General features: G+C 64.4%; 19 protein-coding genes. 9 read left to right on the top strand and 10 right to left on the bottom strand.

The window, feature by feature from the left end:
* The first annotated feature begins 821 nt into the window (after window positions 1-821).
* From AC3WLX_RS27090 to AC3WLX_RS27080, 3 genes are all read left to right on the top strand, one after another.
* On the top strand, window positions 822-1,115 hold the full coding sequence (locus tag AC3WLX_RS27090; RefSeq protein ID WP_492338243.1) for a hypothetical protein: 294 nt from the start codon (window positions 822-824) through the stop codon (window positions 1,113-1,115).
* Between the two features lie 1,082 nt (window positions 1,116-2,197).
* Window positions 2,198-2,818: a hypothetical protein gene (locus AC3WLX_RS27085; RefSeq protein ID WP_291622723.1), complete on the top strand. Its 621-nt coding sequence runs from the start codon at window positions 2,198-2,200 to the stop codon at window positions 2,816-2,818.
* Window positions 2,819-3,886: 1,068 nt separating this feature from the next.
* A complete protein-coding gene (locus AC3WLX_RS27080; protein WP_291622725.1) occupies window positions 3,887-4,114 on the top strand; it encodes a hypothetical protein in 228 nt (75 codons plus the stop codon).
* An 83-nt stretch (window positions 4,115-4,197) separates the two neighbouring features.
* Here AC3WLX_RS27080 and AC3WLX_RS27075 read toward each other — a convergent pair whose 3' ends face one another.
* The 6 genes from AC3WLX_RS27075 to AC3WLX_RS27050 all read right to left on the bottom strand — a co-directional run bounded on the left by AC3WLX_RS27075 (window position 4,198) and on the right by AC3WLX_RS27050 (window position 10,982).
* Window positions 4,198-7,386 carry an efflux RND transporter permease subunit gene (locus AC3WLX_RS27075; RefSeq protein ID WP_492338242.1) on the bottom strand — a complete coding sequence of 1,063 codons (3,189 nt, stop codon included), beginning with the start codon at window positions 7,384-7,386 and terminating at the stop codon, window positions 4,198-4,200.
* A gap of 4 nt (window positions 7,387-7,390) precedes the next feature.
* The gene (locus AC3WLX_RS27070) at window positions 7,391-8,530 is read right to left on the bottom strand and encodes an efflux RND transporter periplasmic adaptor subunit (protein WP_492338241.1); all 1,140 of its coding nucleotides are present in this window, start codon (window positions 8,528-8,530) and stop codon (window positions 7,391-7,393) included.
* A 365-nt stretch (window positions 8,531-8,895) separates the two neighbouring features.
* Window positions 8,896-9,159 (bottom strand): hypothetical protein, encoded by a 264-nt coding sequence (locus tag AC3WLX_RS27065; protein ID WP_291622728.1) that lies wholly within the window; start codon window positions 9,157-9,159, stop codon window positions 8,896-8,898.
* A gap of 124 nt (window positions 9,160-9,283) precedes the next feature.
* Window positions 9,284-9,601, bottom strand: a complete 318-nt coding sequence (locus AC3WLX_RS27060) for an ATPase inhibitor subunit zeta (RefSeq protein WP_492338240.1) — start codon at window positions 9,599-9,601, stop codon at window positions 9,284-9,286.
* Window positions 9,602-9,812: 211 nt separating this feature from the next.
* Entirely contained in the window at window positions 9,813-10,694 is an 882-nt protein-coding gene (locus AC3WLX_RS27055; RefSeq protein WP_291622732.1) for a LysR substrate-binding domain-containing protein, read from the bottom strand.
* A gap of 15 nt (window positions 10,695-10,709) precedes the next feature.
* Window positions 10,710-10,982 (bottom strand): hypothetical protein, encoded by a 273-nt coding sequence (locus AC3WLX_RS27050; protein ID WP_492338239.1) that lies wholly within the window; start codon window positions 10,980-10,982, stop codon window positions 10,710-10,712.
* 148 nt (window positions 10,983-11,130) lie between these two features.
* Here AC3WLX_RS27050 and AC3WLX_RS27045 point away from each other — a divergent pair, with 148 nt between their 5' ends.
* Complete coding sequence (locus tag AC3WLX_RS27045; RefSeq protein WP_492338238.1) at window positions 11,131-11,814, top strand: response regulator; 684 nt, start codon at window positions 11,131-11,133, stop codon at window positions 11,812-11,814.
* Complete coding sequence (locus tag AC3WLX_RS27040) at window positions 11,811-13,748, top strand: sensor histidine kinase (protein WP_492338237.1); 1,938 nt, start codon at window positions 11,811-11,813, stop codon at window positions 13,746-13,748. Before AC3WLX_RS27045 ends, AC3WLX_RS27040 begins: the two co-directional genes overlap by 4 nt.
* Window positions 13,749-13,885: 137 nt before the next feature.
* Here AC3WLX_RS27040 and AC3WLX_RS27035 read toward each other — a convergent pair whose 3' ends face one another.
* Window positions 13,886-14,173, bottom strand: coding sequence for a hypothetical protein (locus AC3WLX_RS27035; RefSeq protein ID WP_492338236.1), 288 nt, complete (start codon window positions 14,171-14,173; stop codon window positions 13,886-13,888).
* Between the two features lie 236 nt (window positions 14,174-14,409).
* Between AC3WLX_RS27035 and AC3WLX_RS27030 the strand changes: the two genes are divergently transcribed.
* On the top strand, window positions 14,410-14,634 hold the full coding sequence (locus AC3WLX_RS27030; protein WP_492338235.1) for a cysteine rich repeat-containing protein: 225 nt from the start codon (window positions 14,410-14,412) through the stop codon (window positions 14,632-14,634).
* Window positions 14,635-14,714: 80 nt separating this feature from the next.
* Here AC3WLX_RS27030 and AC3WLX_RS27025 read toward each other — a convergent pair whose 3' ends face one another.
* Both AC3WLX_RS27025 and mddA read right to left on the bottom strand, forming a co-directional pair.
* Window positions 14,715-15,137, bottom strand: coding sequence for a GFA family protein (locus AC3WLX_RS27025; protein WP_291622748.1), 423 nt, complete (start codon window positions 15,135-15,137; stop codon window positions 14,715-14,717).
* An 85-nt stretch (window positions 15,138-15,222) separates the two neighbouring features.
* Entirely contained in the window at window positions 15,223-16,011 is a 789-nt protein-coding gene (mddA, locus tag AC3WLX_RS27020; RefSeq protein ID WP_291622750.1) for a methanethiol S-methyltransferase, read from the bottom strand.
* 133 nt (window positions 16,012-16,144) lie between these two features.
* On the opposite strand from mddA, the gene AC3WLX_RS27015 reads away from it, so the two are divergent.
* The gene (locus AC3WLX_RS27015; protein WP_492338234.1) at window positions 16,145-17,692 is read left to right on the top strand and encodes a winged helix-turn-helix domain-containing protein; all 1,548 of its coding nucleotides are present in this window, start codon (window positions 16,145-16,147) and stop codon (window positions 17,690-17,692) included.
* Between the two features lie 197 nt (window positions 17,693-17,889).
* Here the strand turns inward: AC3WLX_RS27015 and irr are convergent, their stop codons facing one another.
* Entirely contained in the window at window positions 17,890-18,369 is a 480-nt protein-coding gene (gene irr, locus AC3WLX_RS27010) for a Fur family transcriptional regulator Irr (RefSeq protein ID WP_492338233.1), read from the bottom strand.
* 175 nt (window positions 18,370-18,544) lie between these two features.
* Between irr and AC3WLX_RS27005 the strand changes: the two genes are divergently transcribed.
* Complete coding sequence (locus tag AC3WLX_RS27005; RefSeq protein ID WP_291631089.1) at window positions 18,545-18,856, top strand: hypothetical protein; 312 nt, start codon at window positions 18,545-18,547, stop codon at window positions 18,854-18,856.
* A 299-nt stretch (window positions 18,857-19,155) separates the two neighbouring features.
* Window positions 19,156-20,706 carry an ABC transporter substrate-binding protein gene (locus AC3WLX_RS27000; protein WP_492338232.1) on the top strand — a complete coding sequence of 517 codons (1,551 nt, stop codon included), beginning with the start codon at window positions 19,156-19,158 and terminating at the stop codon, window positions 20,704-20,706.
* Window positions 20,707-20,717 lie beyond the last annotated feature (11 nt).

The raw sequence follows: 20,717 nt of genomic DNA, 5'->3' as shown, positions 1-20,717 counted from the left end.
GTGCGAATGAGCCGTCTCTTGGGTGGATCACTGAGATGCTGCTTAGTTGCCGGCACGGCGTGACGCGATCAAAGTTGAATCCGAGTCGCCGTCGATCTTCACCGGCGAAGCGCCAGCAAACTCGGATTGTCGAGCCCAACAAAATGATATCCCCGATCGCTGCCGTGGACCGTCTTCTTCCGGGCCCGCGCCGCACTCGGTTGCACGGCCGAAGATGCGGACGCCTTCATTTGCGGCACGGTAGACATCGCGCATTCAACGCATGGAGCCCGGCCAACCAGATGCGAGCACTTCGCGTGCATTGGAGGCGGATTGCATATCGTTGTGGCTGTCACCGCTGTTCGAATTGCAACGGAAGTGTCGGATCCATGCGCGCCAACCTGCGCGGTCGGATCACTGAATTAGTGCGTGGGGGTTCGCCAACGTTCGCCGATGCTTATTCAACGGATATTCGACGACTTCTCTACGGCGGCTCTAAGTCGTTGAATATTCTGGCGCTCCCTAGGGGAATCGAACCCCTGTTTCAGCCTTGAGAGAGGTAATCGGGCATTTCGGGGGGGAGACGACGTCAGCCGACGGTTCGTCCGATTTGTACGCCACGGCACCCAGGAGTTAGCGGCGACATCAGAGAGCCTTTCGTTTGGCACCACGGGCGACATAGATCAACGCATCTCGGGCGATTGGGCTTTGCGCAGATGGCGTCGAAACAGGGCAGCAGGACCTCGTCGGCTACGACGAAAGCAGCGCCTTCCCGGTAACCCGCGTCGACACCAAGGTCGCTCCGTGGAAATGCCATCTCGTTCAGGGGGCTTGATCCGATTGTGGCGGAGTTCATCGAAGCAGATGCAGGAACCATGGTTGACAATGACAACAACAAGCGGCGCCGGCTCGTCGAGTTCAAGGACGGTTGCCGCTATGGCAAATTCGGAAAGACGAAGGCTTATGAGTTGATCGCCCACGAGAGGATCAAGGCGTATAAGATGGGAGGCAAGACCATGATCGACCTCGACAGCGTGGACGAATATCATGCTTCGTTGCCGAGGGTCGAAACGAGAGCAAGCGAGGCCGCCGATCTGCGCAGCGAGACGGCGAAGGCACCCTCGCCTAGGTTGTAGAGGCAATTGGCCAAATGCTGCATTAAACTCAGGCGTTCGGCGCAACCGGCGGCACGGCCATAGATGTCGTAGTTCTTGTTCTTGCCGCCTTTGTCGAGTTGTCGCCGCTAAGGCGCAGCGCTTTTTTCTCCGCGTAGTGCACGAGATCGACTTCCATCACTGCTGTTGAACGCGCCCTCCTTGTTGAGCAGGGTCGCTGTTGTCGAGCGGAAGCCGGGCGCGCATTGGTCGCCGCCGGGGCCAATATCGCAGCTTATGATCCGCAGCGCCTTGTCCGACATTGGCGTGCCGCCGTCATTGGACGGATGAGCGCTTTCGGCGTCTGTCTGGCGCCAAGCGAACCGATCGACCGCCGAAACCGTCCTCCGCGAGGTAAGTGTCGCTCGGCGTCGTGGGGCATACTAGACGCGGTACGCATGGCAGAATCCTCTCCTGCCCTCGTGATATCAAATTAGTTCGATCCGACGGGAGTCAGAGCCGGGTTCGATTACGGTTGGGGACGATGGTAAAGGCCAGACGGCATGGGTCGCGCGTGCTGCCGAGGCGCCTGCTGTTGTATTTTTGCGAGCTAATGCCGCGCGTGATCTTGCTGGTATTTCTGCTGGTATCGGCAGCGATTGACGGATAAAATGACATTAAATTCAGATGGTTAGGTGATTAGGCGACTGCCGGCCAGGGGCACCATTCGGATTTGCTGAAGCGCCTGCAGCTTCGTCGCGCCTGCCGTCCGGATCCGATGCGCCGCGAAATGTCCAGTCTTGTTGTCCGACCCCGGCTCCGCAACTCCGGCCAAAGTCGGCGCTGCTTGTTGTGTCATCGAAGCTACATATGGGGTCGCTAGCGTCCACCGCATCGGGGATGCCAACTCGCGAACAAGCGGTCCCACCTTCAGTCGTAGGGCTGCAAGGTCGCTGGAGGGTCTGCCCGAGACGGGGCAACGAACGTTGTCCCCGGAAATCAGCATCCAGTAAGGATCAAGTACAGTGAATAAATTTAGGTTCGGCCTAGCGGCCATTGCGTTCGCGGCAGCCGGCATCAATGGTGCCCAGGCTGCAAGCATCAACAACGTCGCCAGCGGCAGCGTGGCTGTCGTGGGAGCTGACTGCTGCAAAACAGGTCAGGTATTTCCCAACATCATTCTCGATGCCGCCAACAATCGTTCGAATTATCTCGTTTTCGACGTCGGCCCTCTTGCTGCCATGCTGGGCGGCAAGGATGCCAAATCCGTCACGTTGACGCTCAACCAGCCCGGCTTCTACAGCAGCGCGGACGCGACAGAGACTTTCACATTGTGGGATTTTACCGGGAATGTGAATGCGTTGAAGAATTACAGCTTTGCCAACCCGCCTTCAGCGGCAGACGCAGCATCGATCCGAGACGACCTGCGCAGCGGGATCAGCTACGGAAGCGCCGTCATTGCAAAGCCGGTCGGCGCTCTTTCAATCCTGACGATCATGCTGAACGATGACGCCGTCGCCGCGATCAACAGCGCGCTCAACTCTGCTGACCACCTGTTCGCCATCGGCGGCTTTTCCAGCACGTTGACCGGCTCGCAGTTGCTGTTCCAGTCCTCGACCGGCAGTGCAAGCCTGGATGTCACCCCGGTGCCGGGCCCCGTCGTCGGCGCCGGTCTTCCCGGCCTGATCGCCGCATGCGCCGGATTGCTGGCCTGGAGGCGGCGCCGCCTGGCTGCCAACGCGTAACGTCTTTGAGCGCTCCGAGATCCCGAGTTCGTCTCTCCTTCGTGCAGAACTTGCCGGCATGAAGTCGTGACCGGGATGCATCAAGAGTGGGCACCAGGCCGGAAAGGCCCGGTGCCCACCACCGCCGGGCAGGATTGCCTCGCCTGATCATGGCTATTGCCGCCTTCTCGCCTGGCGCCGCCGGCGGATGGCCGCTTGATGTAGGTGCTCTGCCAAGCAACAAGACCGCCGACGTGTCTTTTCGTTTTGCCTTGCATACCGCTTCACGTGGTGGCTCGCACCACCCGCTGAACAGGCTCATCGGCAACCATGTTGAGAGCCCTTCGAGCGACCTGACGCCCGGTCGAGACCGCGGCGCAATCTTCGAACAACAGCAGTCACGCCACTTCGGCCTCGCGGCGCATGACGCCCGAGTCCTGTGCTTCTCTCGGCGCCCTTCCTTGGAAAGGGCGCAGGGAAGGCCGGGCGCCGGCTGGCACCCGCGGTCCGCTGTGCGCAAATAGCGCGAAGGCAAATGCACAGCGGCATACAGGGCAGCCTGGACATCCCGGCCTTTCCCTGCGCAGTGGTTTGACGGCTTATGGCGCGCTCTCCCCGGGGAGCGATGCACTATTGCCCCCGTCGTCTTGCCGATGACTGATGCGCGTGCCCGGTCGGGCCGCTGCACCACCGCAAGCCTTGACGCACAGACCCCGGGCGTCAGGACCACACGCTTTCGCCGTACGCGAACCGCACCGGTCGTGTGCGCGCTGCTCAACCGCTCACGGGCCAAAACCCGCCCTGCCATTGCTGGCGCGCCGATGCACTCCACGTCCACCGCCACCCGGCCCGCGTAACGTGACGATCGCGAAACGCCCCTTGTCCTTGGGCCAGGGTGAGCGACACATACGATATTTCCGAATTTCGGTCAAGCAGAATTAGTGCGGCTTCGATGGCGGACCGAAAGATATGGCCCGCTTTGGATCGCCCACCATCGCCGCGACCAACTTAGCTCGATCTCTCCCGCCCCTTCGACTTCGCAGCGCCAGTCCCTATATCCTCCGGCAAAGACCCGAGGCAGATATTCACATGGCCAGAACACGCACGACGGAGGCCGACGATCTTCCCCGCTACTTCGTCTGGGTTCGAGGCCTCGAAGGCCCCGAGCCGCAGAAGTGGATGGCCATGGATTTCGGCGTCAGTGACTGGAAGCGGCCGCTCGTGCTGGCCTATCTGGAGCTGCCGGCGGACGAACGGCACCTGTCGCTATCGGTGCTGGCCCGGCGCTATCCGCCGCCACGGGTGGATCTTCCCTGACGACTCGCACGTTCGCTTGTCGGGCGGAAAGGCTCGATGGCCGCGGTGGGCAATGCCCGCGACGGACATGTCTCGCGAGCGCTCTATGGTGCGACCTCGCTGACGGTCCGCGGCGCCGACGTGGTGCGGGCCTGCTCCGGCGGGGGCGCGTGGTCGGGCATGGCCGGTTCCGGCCTCGGCACCTCCGCGAGAAGGGCGCGCTCGCCTCGGGACAGGCCGAAGCGCTCATAGAGCACGGGTAGCAGCAGAAGCGTGAGCGCGGTCGCGGTGACGAGGCCGCCGATGACGACAATGGCAAGCGGGCGCTGGATCTCAGCCCCCGGTCCGGTCGCAAACAGGAACGGCACGAGACCAAGCGCCGCGATGGAGGCGGTCAGCATCACCGGCCTGAGCCGGCGCCTCGCGCCCTCCATGACCGCCTCCCGCAACGGATGTTCGCGCCGGGCCACGACTTCATTGATGTAGGAAATCAGCACGACACCATTGAGGACGGCGATGCCCATCAGGGCGATGAACCCGACCGACGCGGGAACGGAGAGGAATTCGCCCGAAGCCCACAGGGCCACCACGCCGCCGATGGTGGCGAACGGCACGTTGCAGAACACCAGGACCGCCTGCCGCACCGAGTTGAACGTGAGATACAGCAGCAGGAAGATCATCGCGAGCGCAACCGGCACGACCAGCGCGAGCCTGGCTGAGGCACGCTGCTGGTTTTCGAACTGTCCGCCCCAGACCAAGGTGTATCCGCGCGGAATCTCGAGCTTGCCGGCAACGGCGGCCTTCGCTTCGTCCACGAAACCGACGAGATCGCGTCCGCGCACGTTGCTCAGAACGGTCGCGAAGCGCTGGCCATCTTCCCGGATCACCTGGATGGGACCGTCCTCGACGCGAACGTCGGCGATCTGCGACAGCTCCACCGTTCCCCCGCGCGGCAGCACGATCGGCACGCGCGCGAGGTCCGAGGCCGAGGCCCTCTGCCGCTCCTCTCCGCGAACCATCAGCGGCGTGCGAACCTGGCCCTCCAGGACGATGCCGAGGTCACGCCCGTCGACCCAGACGCGCAGCGCTTCCTGCACCTGTTCGGCGTTCAGTCCAAACCGTCCGGCCCTGGCACGGTCCACCGCAACGGTGAGATAGCGCATGCCGGCGTTGCGAAGGGCGAAAACGTCGACCGCGCCCGGGATCTGCTGAATGACCCCGGCCACGTCGCGCGAAAGCCGGTTGAGCGTCTCGATATCGTCGCCCAGCACCTTGACCACCACGTCGCCCCGGGCGCCGATGATCATCTCCTGGACACGCATGTCGATCGGCTGGGTGAACGCGTAGGCAATGCCCGGGATCGAATCCAGCACACGCCGGAGTTCCCCAAGGAACCATTGCTTGTCGGAGCTGGGCCACTCCGATTTTGGCGCCAGCGACATGAACATGTCGGTCTCGTTCAAGCCGACCGGATCGATTCCGAGCTCGTCGGCACCGGCCCGCGCGATGATGCCTTTGATCACCGGGATCTCCGACATGAGCGCACGCTGGATCCGCAGATCGGTCTGCGCCGCCTCCTCGACCGAAACCGTGGGAAACTTCCTGATGGTCACGACCGGCGTGCCCTCGTCCATGACCGGCATGAAGGTGGCGCCGATGCGCGGAAACACGACCGCAACGGACGCGACGCCCAGCGCGAGTCCGATCACGAGAACGAGCGGACGGCGCATGACATAGGCCAGCGCCGGATCATACAACGCGTGGAGCTTACGCACGAGCCAGGGTTCCTTGGCGGAGCCCGAACGCAACAGGTAGGTCGACAGAGTCGGCACGACCGTCAGCGACAGCAGCAAGGCCGCACCGAGTGCAAACGCAATGGTCAAGGCCACCGGGCTGAACAGCCGCCCCTCGAGTCCCTGCAGCGACAGCAGCGGCGTGAACACCATGATGATGATGGCGACGCCCGAGATCAGAGGCAAGGCGACTTCCCGCGTGGCCTCAAACGTCAGCCTGAGCCGCGCCCGGAGATCGGGATTATGGGCATGCGCCAGCCGGTGCTCGACGTTTTCCACGACCACCACGGCGCAGTCCACCAACAGTCCGATGGCGATGGCGAGGCCGCCGAGCGACATGATGTTGGCGGACCAGCCGAACAGACGCATGATTCCGAAGGTGATCAGGACGGCAAGCGGGAGAATGACGGACACCACGAGTGCCGAACGCAGATTTCCGAGAAACACGAGCAGCAGGATCACGACGAGCGCAATCGCCTCCAGCAGGACCTTCTGAACCGTCCAGACCGCCTTGCCGATCAGTTCGCTGCGGTCGTAGAAGATTTCGATGCGGGCCCCGTCCGGCAGCAACGGCTTGAGCTGCTCGAACTTCGCCTTGACGCCGTCCACCACGGTTCGCGCATTGGCGCCACGCAGCGCCAGCACCATGCCCCAGACGGTCTCCTCCTCGCCGTTGGCGGTCACCACCCCGTTGCGGGCGAGCGAGCCGAACCGCACGTCCGCGACGTCGCCGACCTTGACCACGGCGGACTCCCGCGTCGTGACGATGATGTTCCGGATATCCTCGATCGTCCGGATCCGGCCTTCGGTCCGCACCAGAAGCGCTTCCTCGCCGTTGCGGATCCGCCCCGCGCCGTCATTGCGGTTGTTGGAGCGGAGCACGTTTTCCAACAGTTCGGTGGTGATCCCCCGCGCGGCCATCGCGGCCGCCGACGGAACGACCTCGAAGGTCCGCACGAATCCGCCGAGCACGTTGACGTCCGCGACTCCGGGGAGGCCGCGCAGGGCGGGGCGGATGGTCCAGTCCACCGCATAGCGCTTTTCCTGCGGCGTCATCGTCTCGGATTCGATGGTGAACATCACCATCTCAGCCAGCGGCGTCACGATCGGCGCCAGTCCACCGTCCGCGCCGGCCGGCAATTGGTCGCGCACATCCGCCAGCCGCTCGTTGACCTGTGCGCGGGCCCAGAAGATATCGGTGCCGTCGGCGAACTCGAACGTCAGCAGCGCGACCGAGTACCGCGTCGTCGATCGCATCTTGACCAGATGAGGGATTCCGCGCGCGGCGAGTTCGATCGGCTGCGTGATCCGGCTCTCGAGCTCCTCGGGCGTCAGGCCCGGAGCTCTCATGGAGACCAGGACCTGGGTCGGCGCTACATCCGGGAAGGCGTCGATGGAAAGCTGGCGGTAGGCATTGGCGCCCCAGACCGCCAGCGCCAGCGCTCCCAGCACGACCAGGATGCGCTGCTTCAGCGCGCCGTTGATGAGCCCTGCCAACATCGGGTCAGCCCTTGTCCGCCGCGGCGAGTTCGGACAACAGCGCGATCAGTCCACGGTCCGCGACCATGTCGTCCGCGCTCAGATCGGCCCGGATCGACGTGCGCGCCGGCGACTCCGCGAGGACCTGAACCGGCCGGGCGGCGAAGCCGTCCTTGGTGCGGACGAAGACCCAGCTACGATCGCGATGCCGGATGAGGGCTGCGGCCGGGACTGACCATTGTGCACCCGGACCTTGATCCAGACGGATCGTGGCGGTGGTCGCCAGGCCGGGACGCACCGTTCCTCCGTTGGTGTCGATCTCCGCCACGGCGGTCGCCGATTGCGTCTGCGCATCGACGGAGCGCCCGAGCCGGATGAGACGGCCGCGCGCTCCATAGGCCGGAAGCACCACGGAAGCGCCCGTCTTGAGCGCCGACAGGCGCGAGGCCGGCACCTGGATATTGATCCACAACGGATTGAGGTTGGCGATGGTGTAGAGTGGGGCGGCCGCATCGACGCGCTCGCCCGGCGAAACGTGCCGCTTCACGACGATTCCGCTCACCGCCGCGTGAACCGTGACCGCCGGGAATATCTTCCTCGTGCTTTGCAGAGCCCCGATATCGGCCTCCGAGAGCTCCATCAGCGCCAGGATCTGGCGACGCTCGTCGAGATGTGCCTTGGCGTTGATCGCCGAGGTCTCCGCGGTTCGCAATTCGCGTTCGGGAGCGGCGCGTCCCTCGAACAGCTGCTGCATGCGCCGCAGCCGGTCGGCAGCCAGAGCTTCGTCGGCCAGCGCGGCCAGGAATTGCCGCTGAGCCTCGACGATTTCCATCGAGCGTAGCTGCGCGACCGGCTCGCCGGCATTGATGGGCTCGTCCGCGGCCACGAGCATGGATTCGACCAGGCCGTTCGCCGGCGCAGCGACGATCCGCATCTGTTGTGGCGGAATGACGACGGTGCCCGGAAAGGACAGCTCGATCTCCGGCTGCTCTTTGTCAGGACGAACCGTGGTGATGCCGGCGAACCTGATCTCCCGTTCGTCCATCGTGATCGCGATGTCACCCTTCGCCGCCATCGACGTCGCAGCGGCGAACACGTTGAGCGCGAGCACCAGGCCCGCGAGCGCGGAGTGTCGGAAAGAATGCCGCCTTCTGGACATCACCATAAGGACCTTCTGATCGATTGCCCCCGCTGTTTCGGGCGGCCGCGCCGGCGGATCCGGGACAAGCGTGGTGCGCGTGTGCAATCGTTCGACGAGCGGATGCATGGTTTCCCTGAGAGCTGAATGAAGGCGTGATGTGGGATGAGGACGTCCTGCGAGTACCCCGCTGAGATGGGAGCTCTTCATTCAATTCGACAAGAGCGAAATCCGCTCATCGGGATTTCAAATGAGATGCATTGAAGCTGCCTATGACGGGCGTGGCGGGCGGCCCGCCGGGCATGGCGTCGACGGATCATGCCGTCGCCCGACGGCGATCATTCCGGGCCGCCGCTCTCGCAATCGACGGCAATCGGGAATTCGGTTCGCATTCAATCGCCGGATTCTTCCTTCGGACACGCACGGATATTGGAACGAGCGAGCTTGGCATCGTCGAGCGATTTGTAAGGGCCGGCGCCGAACCAGATCACGGCTCGATCGATGATCGGGTTGACGGTCACGATCTCGCATGTCTTGGTCGCATGATTGCCCACGACCCAGAACCCGGGATAGTCGGGCCAGCGCGCAAAGGACGCCGTGATGTTGGCGCAGGTCGCTGCAGCCAACGCCAGAGATACGACAACCAGCGACTTCATGGTGCTTCTCCTTCCGGACAAGTCCGAGGTCGAACGATCGGAAACGGCTGCAGCCGATGTCTAAAGGGCCGTAGCAGCAGGCCGCTCGCAGGCCGAAGTCGTCGGGCATCGGCTCGCAAGGCAGCTAAAGACTGGCCCGCAGCGCCATCTCTCGCAGACGGTTGCGCAATTGCCGTTCGCTCATCGGCTTCCCGCAGGAAACGAGGTCGGCAGCAACTTTCGCAACCACGTCGTCATGGCCGGGGCTATGGTGGTCGGCCAGATGAACCGCGAGAGCGTAAGCCTCGAGCGCCTCATCCTTCAGTCCGGCATGCCTCCCGGCCCATAAGCCGAACAGGACGTTTCTGCGCGCGATCTCGCCATCTCGCGTGTCGTCGTCGATCCGTTCCAAGCCGTTGTTCACGTTCAAATCCAGTTTCATGAGCGCCGGATCCTTGGCCACCGTCTTAGCTCCAGTTGATCTCCACCCTGGATATGGGCGCGGCCGGTCGAACGCCAATTGGAATGCTCAATGCATTCGATTGGAGGGCTTGATGGGTGGAGGCGTCGGCGCGGGGATCGAGCCGCCCGATTTCGCAAGGCCTGCCGGACTTCGAATGGCTGCCACAGAAGGCGACCGCAGCGCCGCTCCTCCGTCACATGACCTTAGGAGGTCACTCCGGCGATTGCGGGCGCCGATATTCAAGCGAGTGCGTGATATGCTCGGCGAGCATTTCGGCCGCACGCGACAATTTGCCCGGCGAGCGGTAAAGGGCGATCTCGGAATCCGGAAGCTGCGGGAGCTGCTGCTCCACGCCGACAATCTTCAGGCCTGGCGGCACCATGTCCTTGGATAGTATGGTGATACCCAGGCCGGCACGAACGGCGGCTTGCAAGCCCTCGCTGCTGACACTGGTGTAGACGATGCGCCACTCGCGGCCTTGCGCCTGCAGGCTCGCCAACGCCCGCTTGCGGTAGACATCCGGTGCAGGAGCCAACGCCAACGGAATCGGACTTCCGCTTTCGAAGACGAACTGGGGCGAGCAAACCCAGACGAGGACATCCCGCCAGACCGGAACTCCGCCCAAAGGGGCCTGCGGCTCGCGCTTGATCAGCACGAGGTCGTATTCACCTCGCGAGAAGCCCTCAAGAAGACTGAAGCTGAAGTTGCAATTGACGTCGAGCGTGACGCCACGATGGGCTCGGGCAAAGCGCGCCAGAATGTCCGGCAGGTAGACAGTCGCGAAATCCTCCGTGGTGCCGAGACGGACGGTGCCTTCGATATCAGGCTCCAAGAAACGGGCGCGGGCTTCGTCCGCGATATGCAGGAGCTGACGGGCATAGGCCAGCAGAACCTCGCCGTCGGCGGTCAGCAGAACCTCGCGGCCGCTACGCTCAAACAGCGGCTTTTTCAGATTGTCCTCAAGCTTCTTGATTTGAAGGCTAACCGTCGACTGCGTCCGTCCAATGCGCTCGCCGGCTCGCGTGAAGCCGTTGTTGTCGACCACCGCCACGAAGGTACGCAACAAATCGAAATCAAAGGGCGGCGTGCTCACGATGATCGTTCCCTGTCAACCAGCCTTCCCAGGCAATATCAGTGAATCAAGGCGGACCCTCACCACGCGCGCTCCTTTGGATCGCCGGCCAAAAGCACCTTGATTTTGCACTCCCCACGGATGATCCGCCAGGCCGTGGCTCATCGACATCGCCTCCTTCTTTATCGGGTTGTTGCCGCATTGGGTATAGCAGACCCGTTCATCGGCATGGGCATTGTCGTTGGGTAGCTTGCTCGACCTCGCCCATGTTGTTGCCTCCGCCGAGCGCAGCCCGATCATGAAAGCCATCAAGCCGAGACCAGCATCCGGCACCGTGCATCCGCGCCGAGGCCAAGTTGTCGCCGCCCGCCCCCATGATTATGGGTGTCGCGGCTTCCGCGCGGCGGCTAAACTTGCTTCGCGCTGCGGGGGACACGCGGGTCGCGGGACGATGAACATGAGCGAACAGGGCGAGACGGGTGACTCCATCACCATCCTCCTCGTCGAGGACGATGCGCCGACCTGCTGGCGGCTCCAGGATGCGCTGGTCAAAGCCGGCTACGAGGTGCGCAGCGCCGGGACGCTCGGCGAAGCCCGCTCCGCCCTCGCGAGCGGCGCGCCGCGCGTGCTGCTGACCGACCTGCGGCTGCCCGACGGCCACGGCGTCGAGCTGATCCGCGAGATGAGGCAGCGCTTTCCGGACACCGAGATCATGGTGATCTCCGCACTCGGCGACGAGGAGAGCGTGATTTCCGCAATCACGGTCGGCGCTACCGGCTATCTGCTCAAGGACGCCTTCCCTACCGACATCGCCACCACCGTTCGCGACCTGGTCGCGGGGCATTCGCCGATCTCGGCCTCGATCGCCCGTTTCATCGTCCGCAGAACGCAAGGCGTCGCACAGAATTCGGCGGAACCGCCGCGGGGGCCAGCGCTCAACACGGCGAGGCTCACCCCACGCGAGATCGACATCCTCTGGGGCATCGCGAAGGGCTTCAGCTATGCCGAGATCGCGAGCCATCTCGGCCTGTCCAGGCAGACCGTGCCGGGCCACATCAAGAACATCTACCGCAAGCTCGAAGTGCACACACGGAGCGAAGCGGTGTTCGAGGCCGTGCAGCAGGGCCTGATCAAGCTGTGAGCGAGATCGCGGCCAAAGCACCTGCGAAGGCCCCCGCCGGACCCGCGCGGCGCCGGCTGCTGGCCGCGCGCCTCGTTCCCTACCTGCTGCTCCAGGCCCTGATCGTGATCGTCACCCTCCTCGGGCTTCGGCTGCTGCAACCGAACGATCCGGAAGATTTCGCCCTGAGCGATTTTTCGGTACGCGAGAACGGCCTGACCCGCCCAGTGGCGCTGCCGCATTTCACCACGTCGCGCGACTCGCTGGCCGACCCGCCGCTGTACACCGGCGCCTTCACGTTCCGGCGTGAGGATGCGACGGCAGGCTGGTCGGTGTTCCTGCCGCGCTTCAGCAACGCGGTGGAGGTCGCCGTCAACGGCGTCGTCGTGCTCGATTCCCGGCGCGATGCCAACGCCAACCGGCCCGACCGCAACACGCCGCAGATCGCGTCCATTCCCGCTTCGCTGCTGCGCGAGGGCGGCAACGAGATCACGGTGCGGCTGTTCGTGTGGGGACCGCTGAAGGGCTTTCTGGACACCGTCTATGTCGGACCGGATGCCGCCTTGCGCCCAGCCTACGAGACACGCACGCTGCTGTTCGTCACGCTGCCGGTGGTGTTCTCCGCCTGGCAGGCGATCCTGGCCGTCATCCTCGCGATCATGTGGCTGATGCGGCGCCGTGAGCCGGTCTATGGCGTGCTCGCCGTGGCGATGGTGCTCGGCGTGGTGCAGGCGTTCGCGCAAGCGCCGGTGCCGCCGGCCAACGCGTCCCGGCTCTCCGCGGTGCTGTTGGCGTCCGCCCCGATCGAGAGCGCGCTGGTCGTCGTGTTCGGCGTGCTGTTCTTCGGCTGGCGCTGGCCGCGCTACGGCACGCTGCTGTTCATGCCCGGAATCCTGGTGTTCGTGGTCGGGCTGATCGGGGGCCCGCCGCTGCCGCGCATCCTGTTCCTGGTGCTCGGCATTCCCACCGTCGGGCTGTGCCTGTTCCTGATGGCCTGCGTCACGGCTGCCGCGGTGGTACGGCGGCAGGACGCGGCGAGCTTCACGATCGGCTGCGCGGTGACCATCGTGCTGGTCTGCTGGATCCAGGACATGCTCACGGTGCTCGAGATCACGAGCAACGATCGCATCTTCGTCTCGCGGCTGTCCTATTCGGCAATGCTGGTCGCGATCGGCGCCGGGCTGACCTGGCGCTTTGCCCGAGCATTGAACCAGGTCGACAGCTTTGCCGGGCAGCTCGTGACGCGCGTGCGTGAAGCCGAGGAACGGCTGAAGGCGAGCTTCGCCCGCGAGGAGGAGCGCGCCCGCGCCGCCGCGCTCGCCAATGAGCGCACGCGCCTGATGCGGGACCTGCATGACGGTCTCGGCGGGCAGCTCGTGAGCATCGTCGCATTGTCCGAGCGCGGCCATGAGGGCGCGACCATCACGGACGCTGCCCGTGCGGCCCTGAAGGATCTGCGCCTCGTCATCGACTCCATGGACGACATCGGCGGCGACCTGATGCTCGCGCTCGGCTCCTGGCGCGAGCGCGCAACGGCGCAATTGCGACCGCACGACATCGCGCTCGACTGGCGCGTGGCGACGCCGCAGGGCCTGCCGCTGCATCCCGAACTCAGGCCATGGCACGTCATCCAGATCGTGCGCATCCTCGACGAGGCCGTCACCAACGCGGTCAAGCACGCCCAGGCCCGCCACGTCGCTGTCACCATCGAGACACGTGACGGCAGCGACGGACCTTATGGCGTGATCAGCGTGGCGGACGACGGCCGCGGCTTCGCGTCGGCCGGCAATAGCACGGCCGCGGGCGCCGGCCAGACCGCGCGCGGCCTGCGCAACATGAGAAGCCGCGCGACGCGCTGCGGCGCAGCGCTCGATCTGAGCTCGGATGCCTCAGGCACCCGCGTGCAACTGCAATTGCCGCAGCGCTTTCCGGACAGCGACATGGCTGCGGGCTAAAAAAGCCCCCTCTCCGAACGTATGGGGCGCACGGAGAGAGGGAACGGGCCGGGTGATTGCCTGCGGAGGACGGGGGGTGTTCGGCCGCAGGCCCCGTTGGCCCGAAGCAATGCAATCAAATCGATCGAATGAACATATCAGCGCCGGCCGACGCGATTGACCGGGCCGCCGCGGTTCATCGGCGTACCCGCGCGCACGCCGACGCCGGGCGCACCGACACCGGGCGTCGCGACCGCAGCTCGCGCAACCGGGGCTCCCGGCGCGACCACCACCGCCGCGGTCGGCCGCACCACGCAGCCCTTGGGCACCCCCACGGTCTTGCAATAGACCACCGCCTGCGCCGGGCTCGTGCCCAGCGACAGCATCGCCGCGCCGGCCAAGGCCATGATCGTCAGCCCGGCGCTCAGCGCTCCAGCTCTCTTCATTCTGCTCTCCTGCTTCCCGTTCGGCGTTCCGATGCGATCACCGGATCTCGCAGCCGAGGTGCAGCCTGAATGGCAAAAATCGGCGCGCGGAAACATGCCATGAAGATGGGGGTCCCGCCGCCGAGAAGAACTGGCCGGTGCCATGAACATGGCATGGACCCGGGACTGAGCTTCGCGGGATGGTCCGGCGCGATTGATCCCGGTCGGGACCAACGAGGATTCCAAAGAGGTGCTTCATGAAGATTTCGGTTCTTGCCGCGCTGCTGCTCGCTGCTGCCGCGCTGCCCGCTGCTGCACAATCCGGCCCATCGGTCCAGGAGCAGATGGCCTGCCGCGGCGACGCTAGCAAATTCTGCGCCGAACATGTGGGCAAGCCGCCCCAGATGAACGCCTGCCTGCGCGAGAACAAGTCGAAGCTCTCCGATTCCTGCCGCAAGGTGGTTGAATCGCGCGGAGGCTAGCCGTTCATCCTTCTCTCTTGGAAGAAAACCGAGAGGGCGGCGCTCTGCCGCCCTCTCGAACAAATGCTAAACGCGCACCGCTATTCCTGCATCATCTCGCCGCTGCCGCCGAACTCGGCGGGAAAATCCTTCAGCTTGGGCAGGCCGTCGCGCATCGGCAGCACGGTCTCGGCGTAATTGACGTGGACGCCGGGTGTGAAGGCGAGCGTCGGGATGGTGGCGGCGAAGACGTCGACCAGACCGAGCGGCGGATGGCTGGCCATGAGATGGCCGCCGCACGTCCTGCAAAATTTGCGCTGGCTGAGCGGCGTCTTGGCGAAGGTCTCGACGTTCTGAGCGCCTTCGGTGATGCGCACGGCTTCCGGCTTCCACAGGCTGAAGGCGTTGACCGGGCCGCCCGACCAGGAGCGGCAGGAGCGGCAATGGCAATAGCCCATCGCCTCAGGTGCACCCGTGACCTCGACCGTGACCGCGCCACAGAAGCAGTTTCCGACATGTTTCATTTGGGCGTCTCCGTTTTTTGGGATCTTGTTTGCGCGTCGGCGTCCCGTGCATCCTCCATTCGAAGGCGCACGGGACGAGGCTAGACTATACCGACCGGCGCCAGGGAATAAGCATGGAAACGCGTTGCTTGTATTGCCGGTACTCGTCGCCGAAGAGACCAACGAGGTCGCGCTCCTCCAGCGCAATTCCGACGAAGATGTAAAGCGTGGTCACGGCGGCGAACAGCAGATGGCCCGCCGTCATGGTCGGCGCCGCCCAGAACGCGACGATGAAGCCGAGATAGATCGGGTGGCGGACGAACTTGTAGAGCAGCGGCGTCTTGAAGCGCGGCGGTGTCGCTTCCTTGCCGACGAGATGGTCGGTGACCTGATGCAATCCGAACAGCTCGAAATGGTTGATCATGAAGGTCGAGGTGAACACCAGCACCCATCCGGCGAAGGACAGCGTGACCAGTGTCACGGCGAGATCCGGATTCTCGACGTTCCATACCACCGCCGGCAGTGGGCGCCACTGCCAGAACAGGAGGAGCAGTGACAGGCTCGCAAGCAGAACATACGTGCTTCGCTCGACCGGCTTGGGGACGAACTGCGTCCACCAGGCCTTGAACTGATGGCGCGCCATCACGCTGTGTTGAACCGCGAACAGCGACATCAGCAGCAAGTTGATGATGACCGCGCGAACGACCGGCGCTTCGGCGCCGGTGTCGATGGTCTTGGGCACCATCACCCCCATGACGAAGCCGATGGCGTAGAGAATGGTGACGAAGAACACGAGATATGCCGCAATTCCGTACAGAAAGGCGATGAACCTGAAAACGCGGGAGCCCGCAACTTCCGGGCCGGTGGAATGAATTTGGTGATCAATCTGGGTCATGAAACGCTCCGTTGTGCCGAGGCATCGACACGGTTTGGTCTTCGCACCATGCCGGATCGGACGTCCCGCGGCTTTCGCGGACGGTTGATTTTCGCCTGAGACGACTTTGATTTTTGCTTGAGACGACCGAAACGTGCGATTCCGCTTTGAAAACAACGTTCTTGACGGCGATCTGCGGGAGCTCACCTGCGGCGGGGAAGCCGTGCCGCTGCAGCCGCAGGTGTTCGATCTGTTGCTCTACCTCGTCACGGAACGGGACCGGGTGGTCAGCAAGGATGACCTGATCCGCCGGATCTGGAGCGACCGCAGCATTTCGGATTCCGCCCTCAACAGCCGGATCAACGCTGCCCGCAAGGCGCTCGGCGACGACGGCGCGACCCAGCGGCTGATCAAGACCATTCCGCGCAAGGGCTTTCGTTTCGTCGGCGAGGTCCGGGAAGAAGCGGCACCGTCCCCGGTGCTTGCGGAAGCCAGGCCCGCTGCCCCGCGCGTGGCGGAGCGCCCGGGAATCGCGGTGCTCGCCTTCGAGAACATGAGCGGCGATCCCGCGCAGGACTATTTCGGCGACGGGATCAGCGAAGACATCCTCACCGCGCTGTCGAAGCAGCGCTGGTTCATGGTGATCGCCCGCAACTCGTCCTTCACCTACAAGGGGCGCGCGATCGACATCAGGCAGGTCGCCGAGGAACTCGGCGTCCGCTACGTCGTCGAGGGCAGCGTGCGCAAGGCGGACAAAAGGGTGCGCATCACCGCGCAGCTCAACGACGCCGTGTCGGGCAACCATCTCTGGGCCGAGCGCTACGACCGCGAGCTCGTCGACGTCTTCGCCGTGCAGGACGAGATCACCAACGCGATCGCGGCGGCGATCGAGCCGCAGATCCACGCCGCGGAGAATTTTCGCAGCCATCGCAAGCCGCCTGCGAGCCTGGACGCCTGGGACCTGCTGATGCGCGCACTCTCGCATTACTGGCGCGTGACCCGTCAGGACCACGACACCGCGCGGGCCCTGCTGGAACGCGCGATCGCGATCGATCCGAACTACGGCCAGGCACTGTCGCTGCTGGCGGTGAACGAGATGTTCGGCGTGCATCTCGGCTGGACGCAGCTCGCGGCGGTTGCGCCGATCGCGGAAGCGGCCGCGCTGGCCGCGGTGCGCTGCGACCATGAGGACGCCTGGGCGCATGCCGCGCTCGGCAGCGTCTGCTTCTCGACACGCAGGCTTGCGGACGCGCTGGCGGAGTTCGAGCAGGCGCTTGCGCTCAATCCGAACTTCTCGCTGGCGCAGGGCTATTACGCGCTGGCGCTGTCCTATGCCGGACGCTCCGGGGATTCGTTCGAGGCCGCGCAGCGGGCGATCCGGCTGTCGCCGCGCGATCCGTCGCTGGCGATCTATCACGGCATCGCCGCCTATGCGCGCTTCACCGAGCGGCGCTACGAAGACGCCATCGCGCTCGCGCGCGAGGCGATCCGCCACCGCGGCGACCTCACCGGCGCTTATCGCGTGCTCGCGGTCTCCGCGGGGATGACGGGCGATGGTACGCTTGCCGAGATGGCGCTGGGCGAGCTCCGCCGCACCCAACCGGGAATCTCGCTGCACTGGATCGCGACGCAGCTGCCGTGGGCCAATGACGGCGACCGCGAGCACTACCTGGAAGGATTTCGCCGGGCCGGATTGCGATGAACCGCGACGCTGCTCTTACCCTCCCCTGGAGGGGAGGGTCGGCTCGCGTCGCGTAGCGAGGCGAGACGGGGTGGGGTGACAGTCTCTCCTCAGATGCACTGCCCGTGATGAGAGATCACCCCACCCCGCTCGCGCTGCGCGCGATCGACCCTCCCCCTCCAGGGGCCCTCCAGGGGAGGGTAAGAGCGCCGGCGGTGCTATGCCTCGCGCTTGCGGCGCAGATGGACGATGACGTCGAGCCGCGCGATCTCGTGGCCGGGAAGCACCTCGGGCAGCTTGGTGAAGGCGAGGCCGTCGGCAACGTCGACCAGCATATCCTCGCCTTCGAGATAGAAGTGCGGATGCACGGACGTGTCGGTGTCGAAGAACGACTTGAGGCCGTCGGCCGCGATCCGGCGCAAGAGGCCCGCCTCGGTGAACTGGTTCAGCGTGTTGTAGACGGTCGCGAGCGACAGATACGTATTGGCCGCCATCGCCTCTTCGTAGAGGCTCTCGGCGGTGACGTGACGATGGCCGCCCAGGAACAGCAATTGGCCGAGCGCCAGGCGCTGGCGGGTCGGACGCAGGCCGGCACTGCCCAGCAATTGCAGGCAGCGCTGTACGCCGGCCTCTGCAGTGAAATCGACGTCGGGTCCGGCATCGTCGTCGGCAGGGATGGTCGTGGCCTGAATGTCCATCGTGGTCTCACCGCTGAAGGGAACGCGCAGCCCCGTCTCGCCAGTTGCCATTCGATCGCAGAGGCCGCCGCACGGCTTTGATCCGGATCAAATCGGAAGCAGCGCCGTCTCTGACCTATCGCAAGGTTGCCGGACTAATTCTCAGCCACAAGGGTTCGATCTCGATGAGGGTCACATGTCCAAGCCCGTTCCCGACAAGGCAGAGGTTGCGCTCGAATATCCCGACAAGTTCTATGTCGGCACCTTCGAGCATTCCTCCCGCTTCGAGGCGAAGCTCGACGGCAGCGGCGTTGCGCTGGTGCTGCAACATCCGGGCGCGCCCGATGAACGCAAATCGGTGCATCTGCATATCAATTTCGGCCTGCTCGCCGGCATCCTGCGGGAGCTCGCAGGCAGCGTCGCCGCAATCCCTGCGGACGACATCGCGCACCGCGAGCAACTCGCCGAGGCGCTCGACGAATTGCGGCGGGCGCTAGGCGCGAAATGACGGCCTGATGCTTTTGGTCGCAGGCGCGGGCTTGGGCACCGCTGCGGCAGGCTCTCGACGCCACCAGACCCGCCCTGATCCCTCGAAACCAGCCAATTCGCGGGGACAGAGCCCGTGCGGGAAAACAGGACGCGCTGTACATTTTTTGTGCGGACGCTGTCGAGACTTTCATCTTGCGGCGCCGAACGGGACTGTGTGAGCCTCACCGGCGGATGGGGACTGGGATGGGCTGGCCGCAGCTTCGCACGCCATGACGTCGCGAAGCGCTTTTGGCTTGCCTCGCTTGAGAAAGATACGACATGCCGAAAAGAGTATTGCTTGGTCTTCTCCTGGCTTGCGGCCTCACGGCCCCGGCACTGGCGCAGGCGCCGAAGACGGGGGGCGTGATCAATGCCGTGATCCAGCCGGAGCCGCCCGGCCTGATGCTGGCGCAGGTCCAGAACGGCCCGACCCAGATGGTATCGGGCAACATCTTCGAAGGGCTGCTGCGCTATAGCCCCAAGCTCGAGCCGCAGCCCGGGCTTGCCGAGAGCTGGAGCGTCAGCGAAGACGCCAAGACCTACACTTTCAAGCTCAAGAAGGGCGTGACCTGGCACGACGGCAAGCCCTTCACCGCCGCCGACGTCCTGTTCTCGATGGAGATGCTGAAGCAGACGCATGCGCGTGCCCGCACCAATCTGGCGCAGGTCGACAAGATCGAGACGCCGGACGACTATACGGTGGTGTTCACGCTGAAGCAGCCCTTCGGCCCGTTCCTCGGCATCTTCGAGGTCGGCTCGATGCCGATCGTGCCGAAACATCTCTATGAAGGCACCGACTGGAAGACCAACGCCTACAACAATGCGCCTGTCGGCACCGGCCCGTTCATGTTCAAGGAGTGGCAGAAGGGCTCGTTCATCCGCCTGGTCAAGAACCCGAACTACCACGAGAAGGGCAAGCCCTATCTCGACGAGATCTACTGGCAGATCATTCCGGACGCCGCCGCGCGCTCGGTGGCGTACGAGACCGGCAAGGTCGATGTGCTGCCCGGCGGCTCGGTGGAGAATTTCGACGTGCCACGGCTGTCCAAGCTGAAGGACACCTGCGTCACCGGCGCCGGCTGGGAGTTCTTCTCACCGCTTGCCTGGCTGTGGCTCAACAACCGCCAGGGTCCGCTCGCGGACAAGCGGGTGCGGCAGGCGATCATGTATGCGGTCGACCGCGACTTCGCCAAGGACGTGATCTGGAACGGGCTCGGCAAGGTCGCCACCGGCCCTTCCGCCTCGACCATCAAATACTACACCGACGACGTGAAGAAATATCCCTACGATCCTGCCAAGGCCAAGGCGCTGCTGAAGGAAGCCGGCTACAAGGGCGAGAAGATCCGCATCTTGCCGCTCGCCTATGGCGAGACCTGGCAGCGCTGGGGTGAGGCGGTGAAGCAGAACCTCATGGACGTCGGCATGAACATCGAGACGATCGCGACCGACGTTGCCGGCGGCAACCAGAAGATCGCCGAGTGGGATTACGACATCGCCTTCACCTATCTCTACCAGTACGGTGATCCCGCGCTCGGCGTCGGCCGCAACTACATCTCCAGCAATATCGCCAAGGGCCAGGTCTTCAACAACGTCGAGGGCTATTCCAACCCGGAGATCGACAAGCTGTTCGCCGAGGGTGCCGTCGCCACGCCGGACTCCAAGCGCAAGGAGATCTACGAGAAGGCGCAGAAGATCCTGGTCGAGGACGTGCCGGTGGCCTGGATGCTCGAGCTGCAATTCCCCACGATCACGCGGTGCAAGGTCAAGAACCTGATCACCACGGGAATTGGCGTCAATGACGGCTTCAAGGACGCATGGCTCGACAAGTGACGGCAGGCGCT

The sequence above is a fragment of the Bradyrhizobium sp. FW305-F6 genome (assembly GCF_058782905.1).
This window is presented reverse-complemented; position numbering and strand designations above follow the sequence as displayed.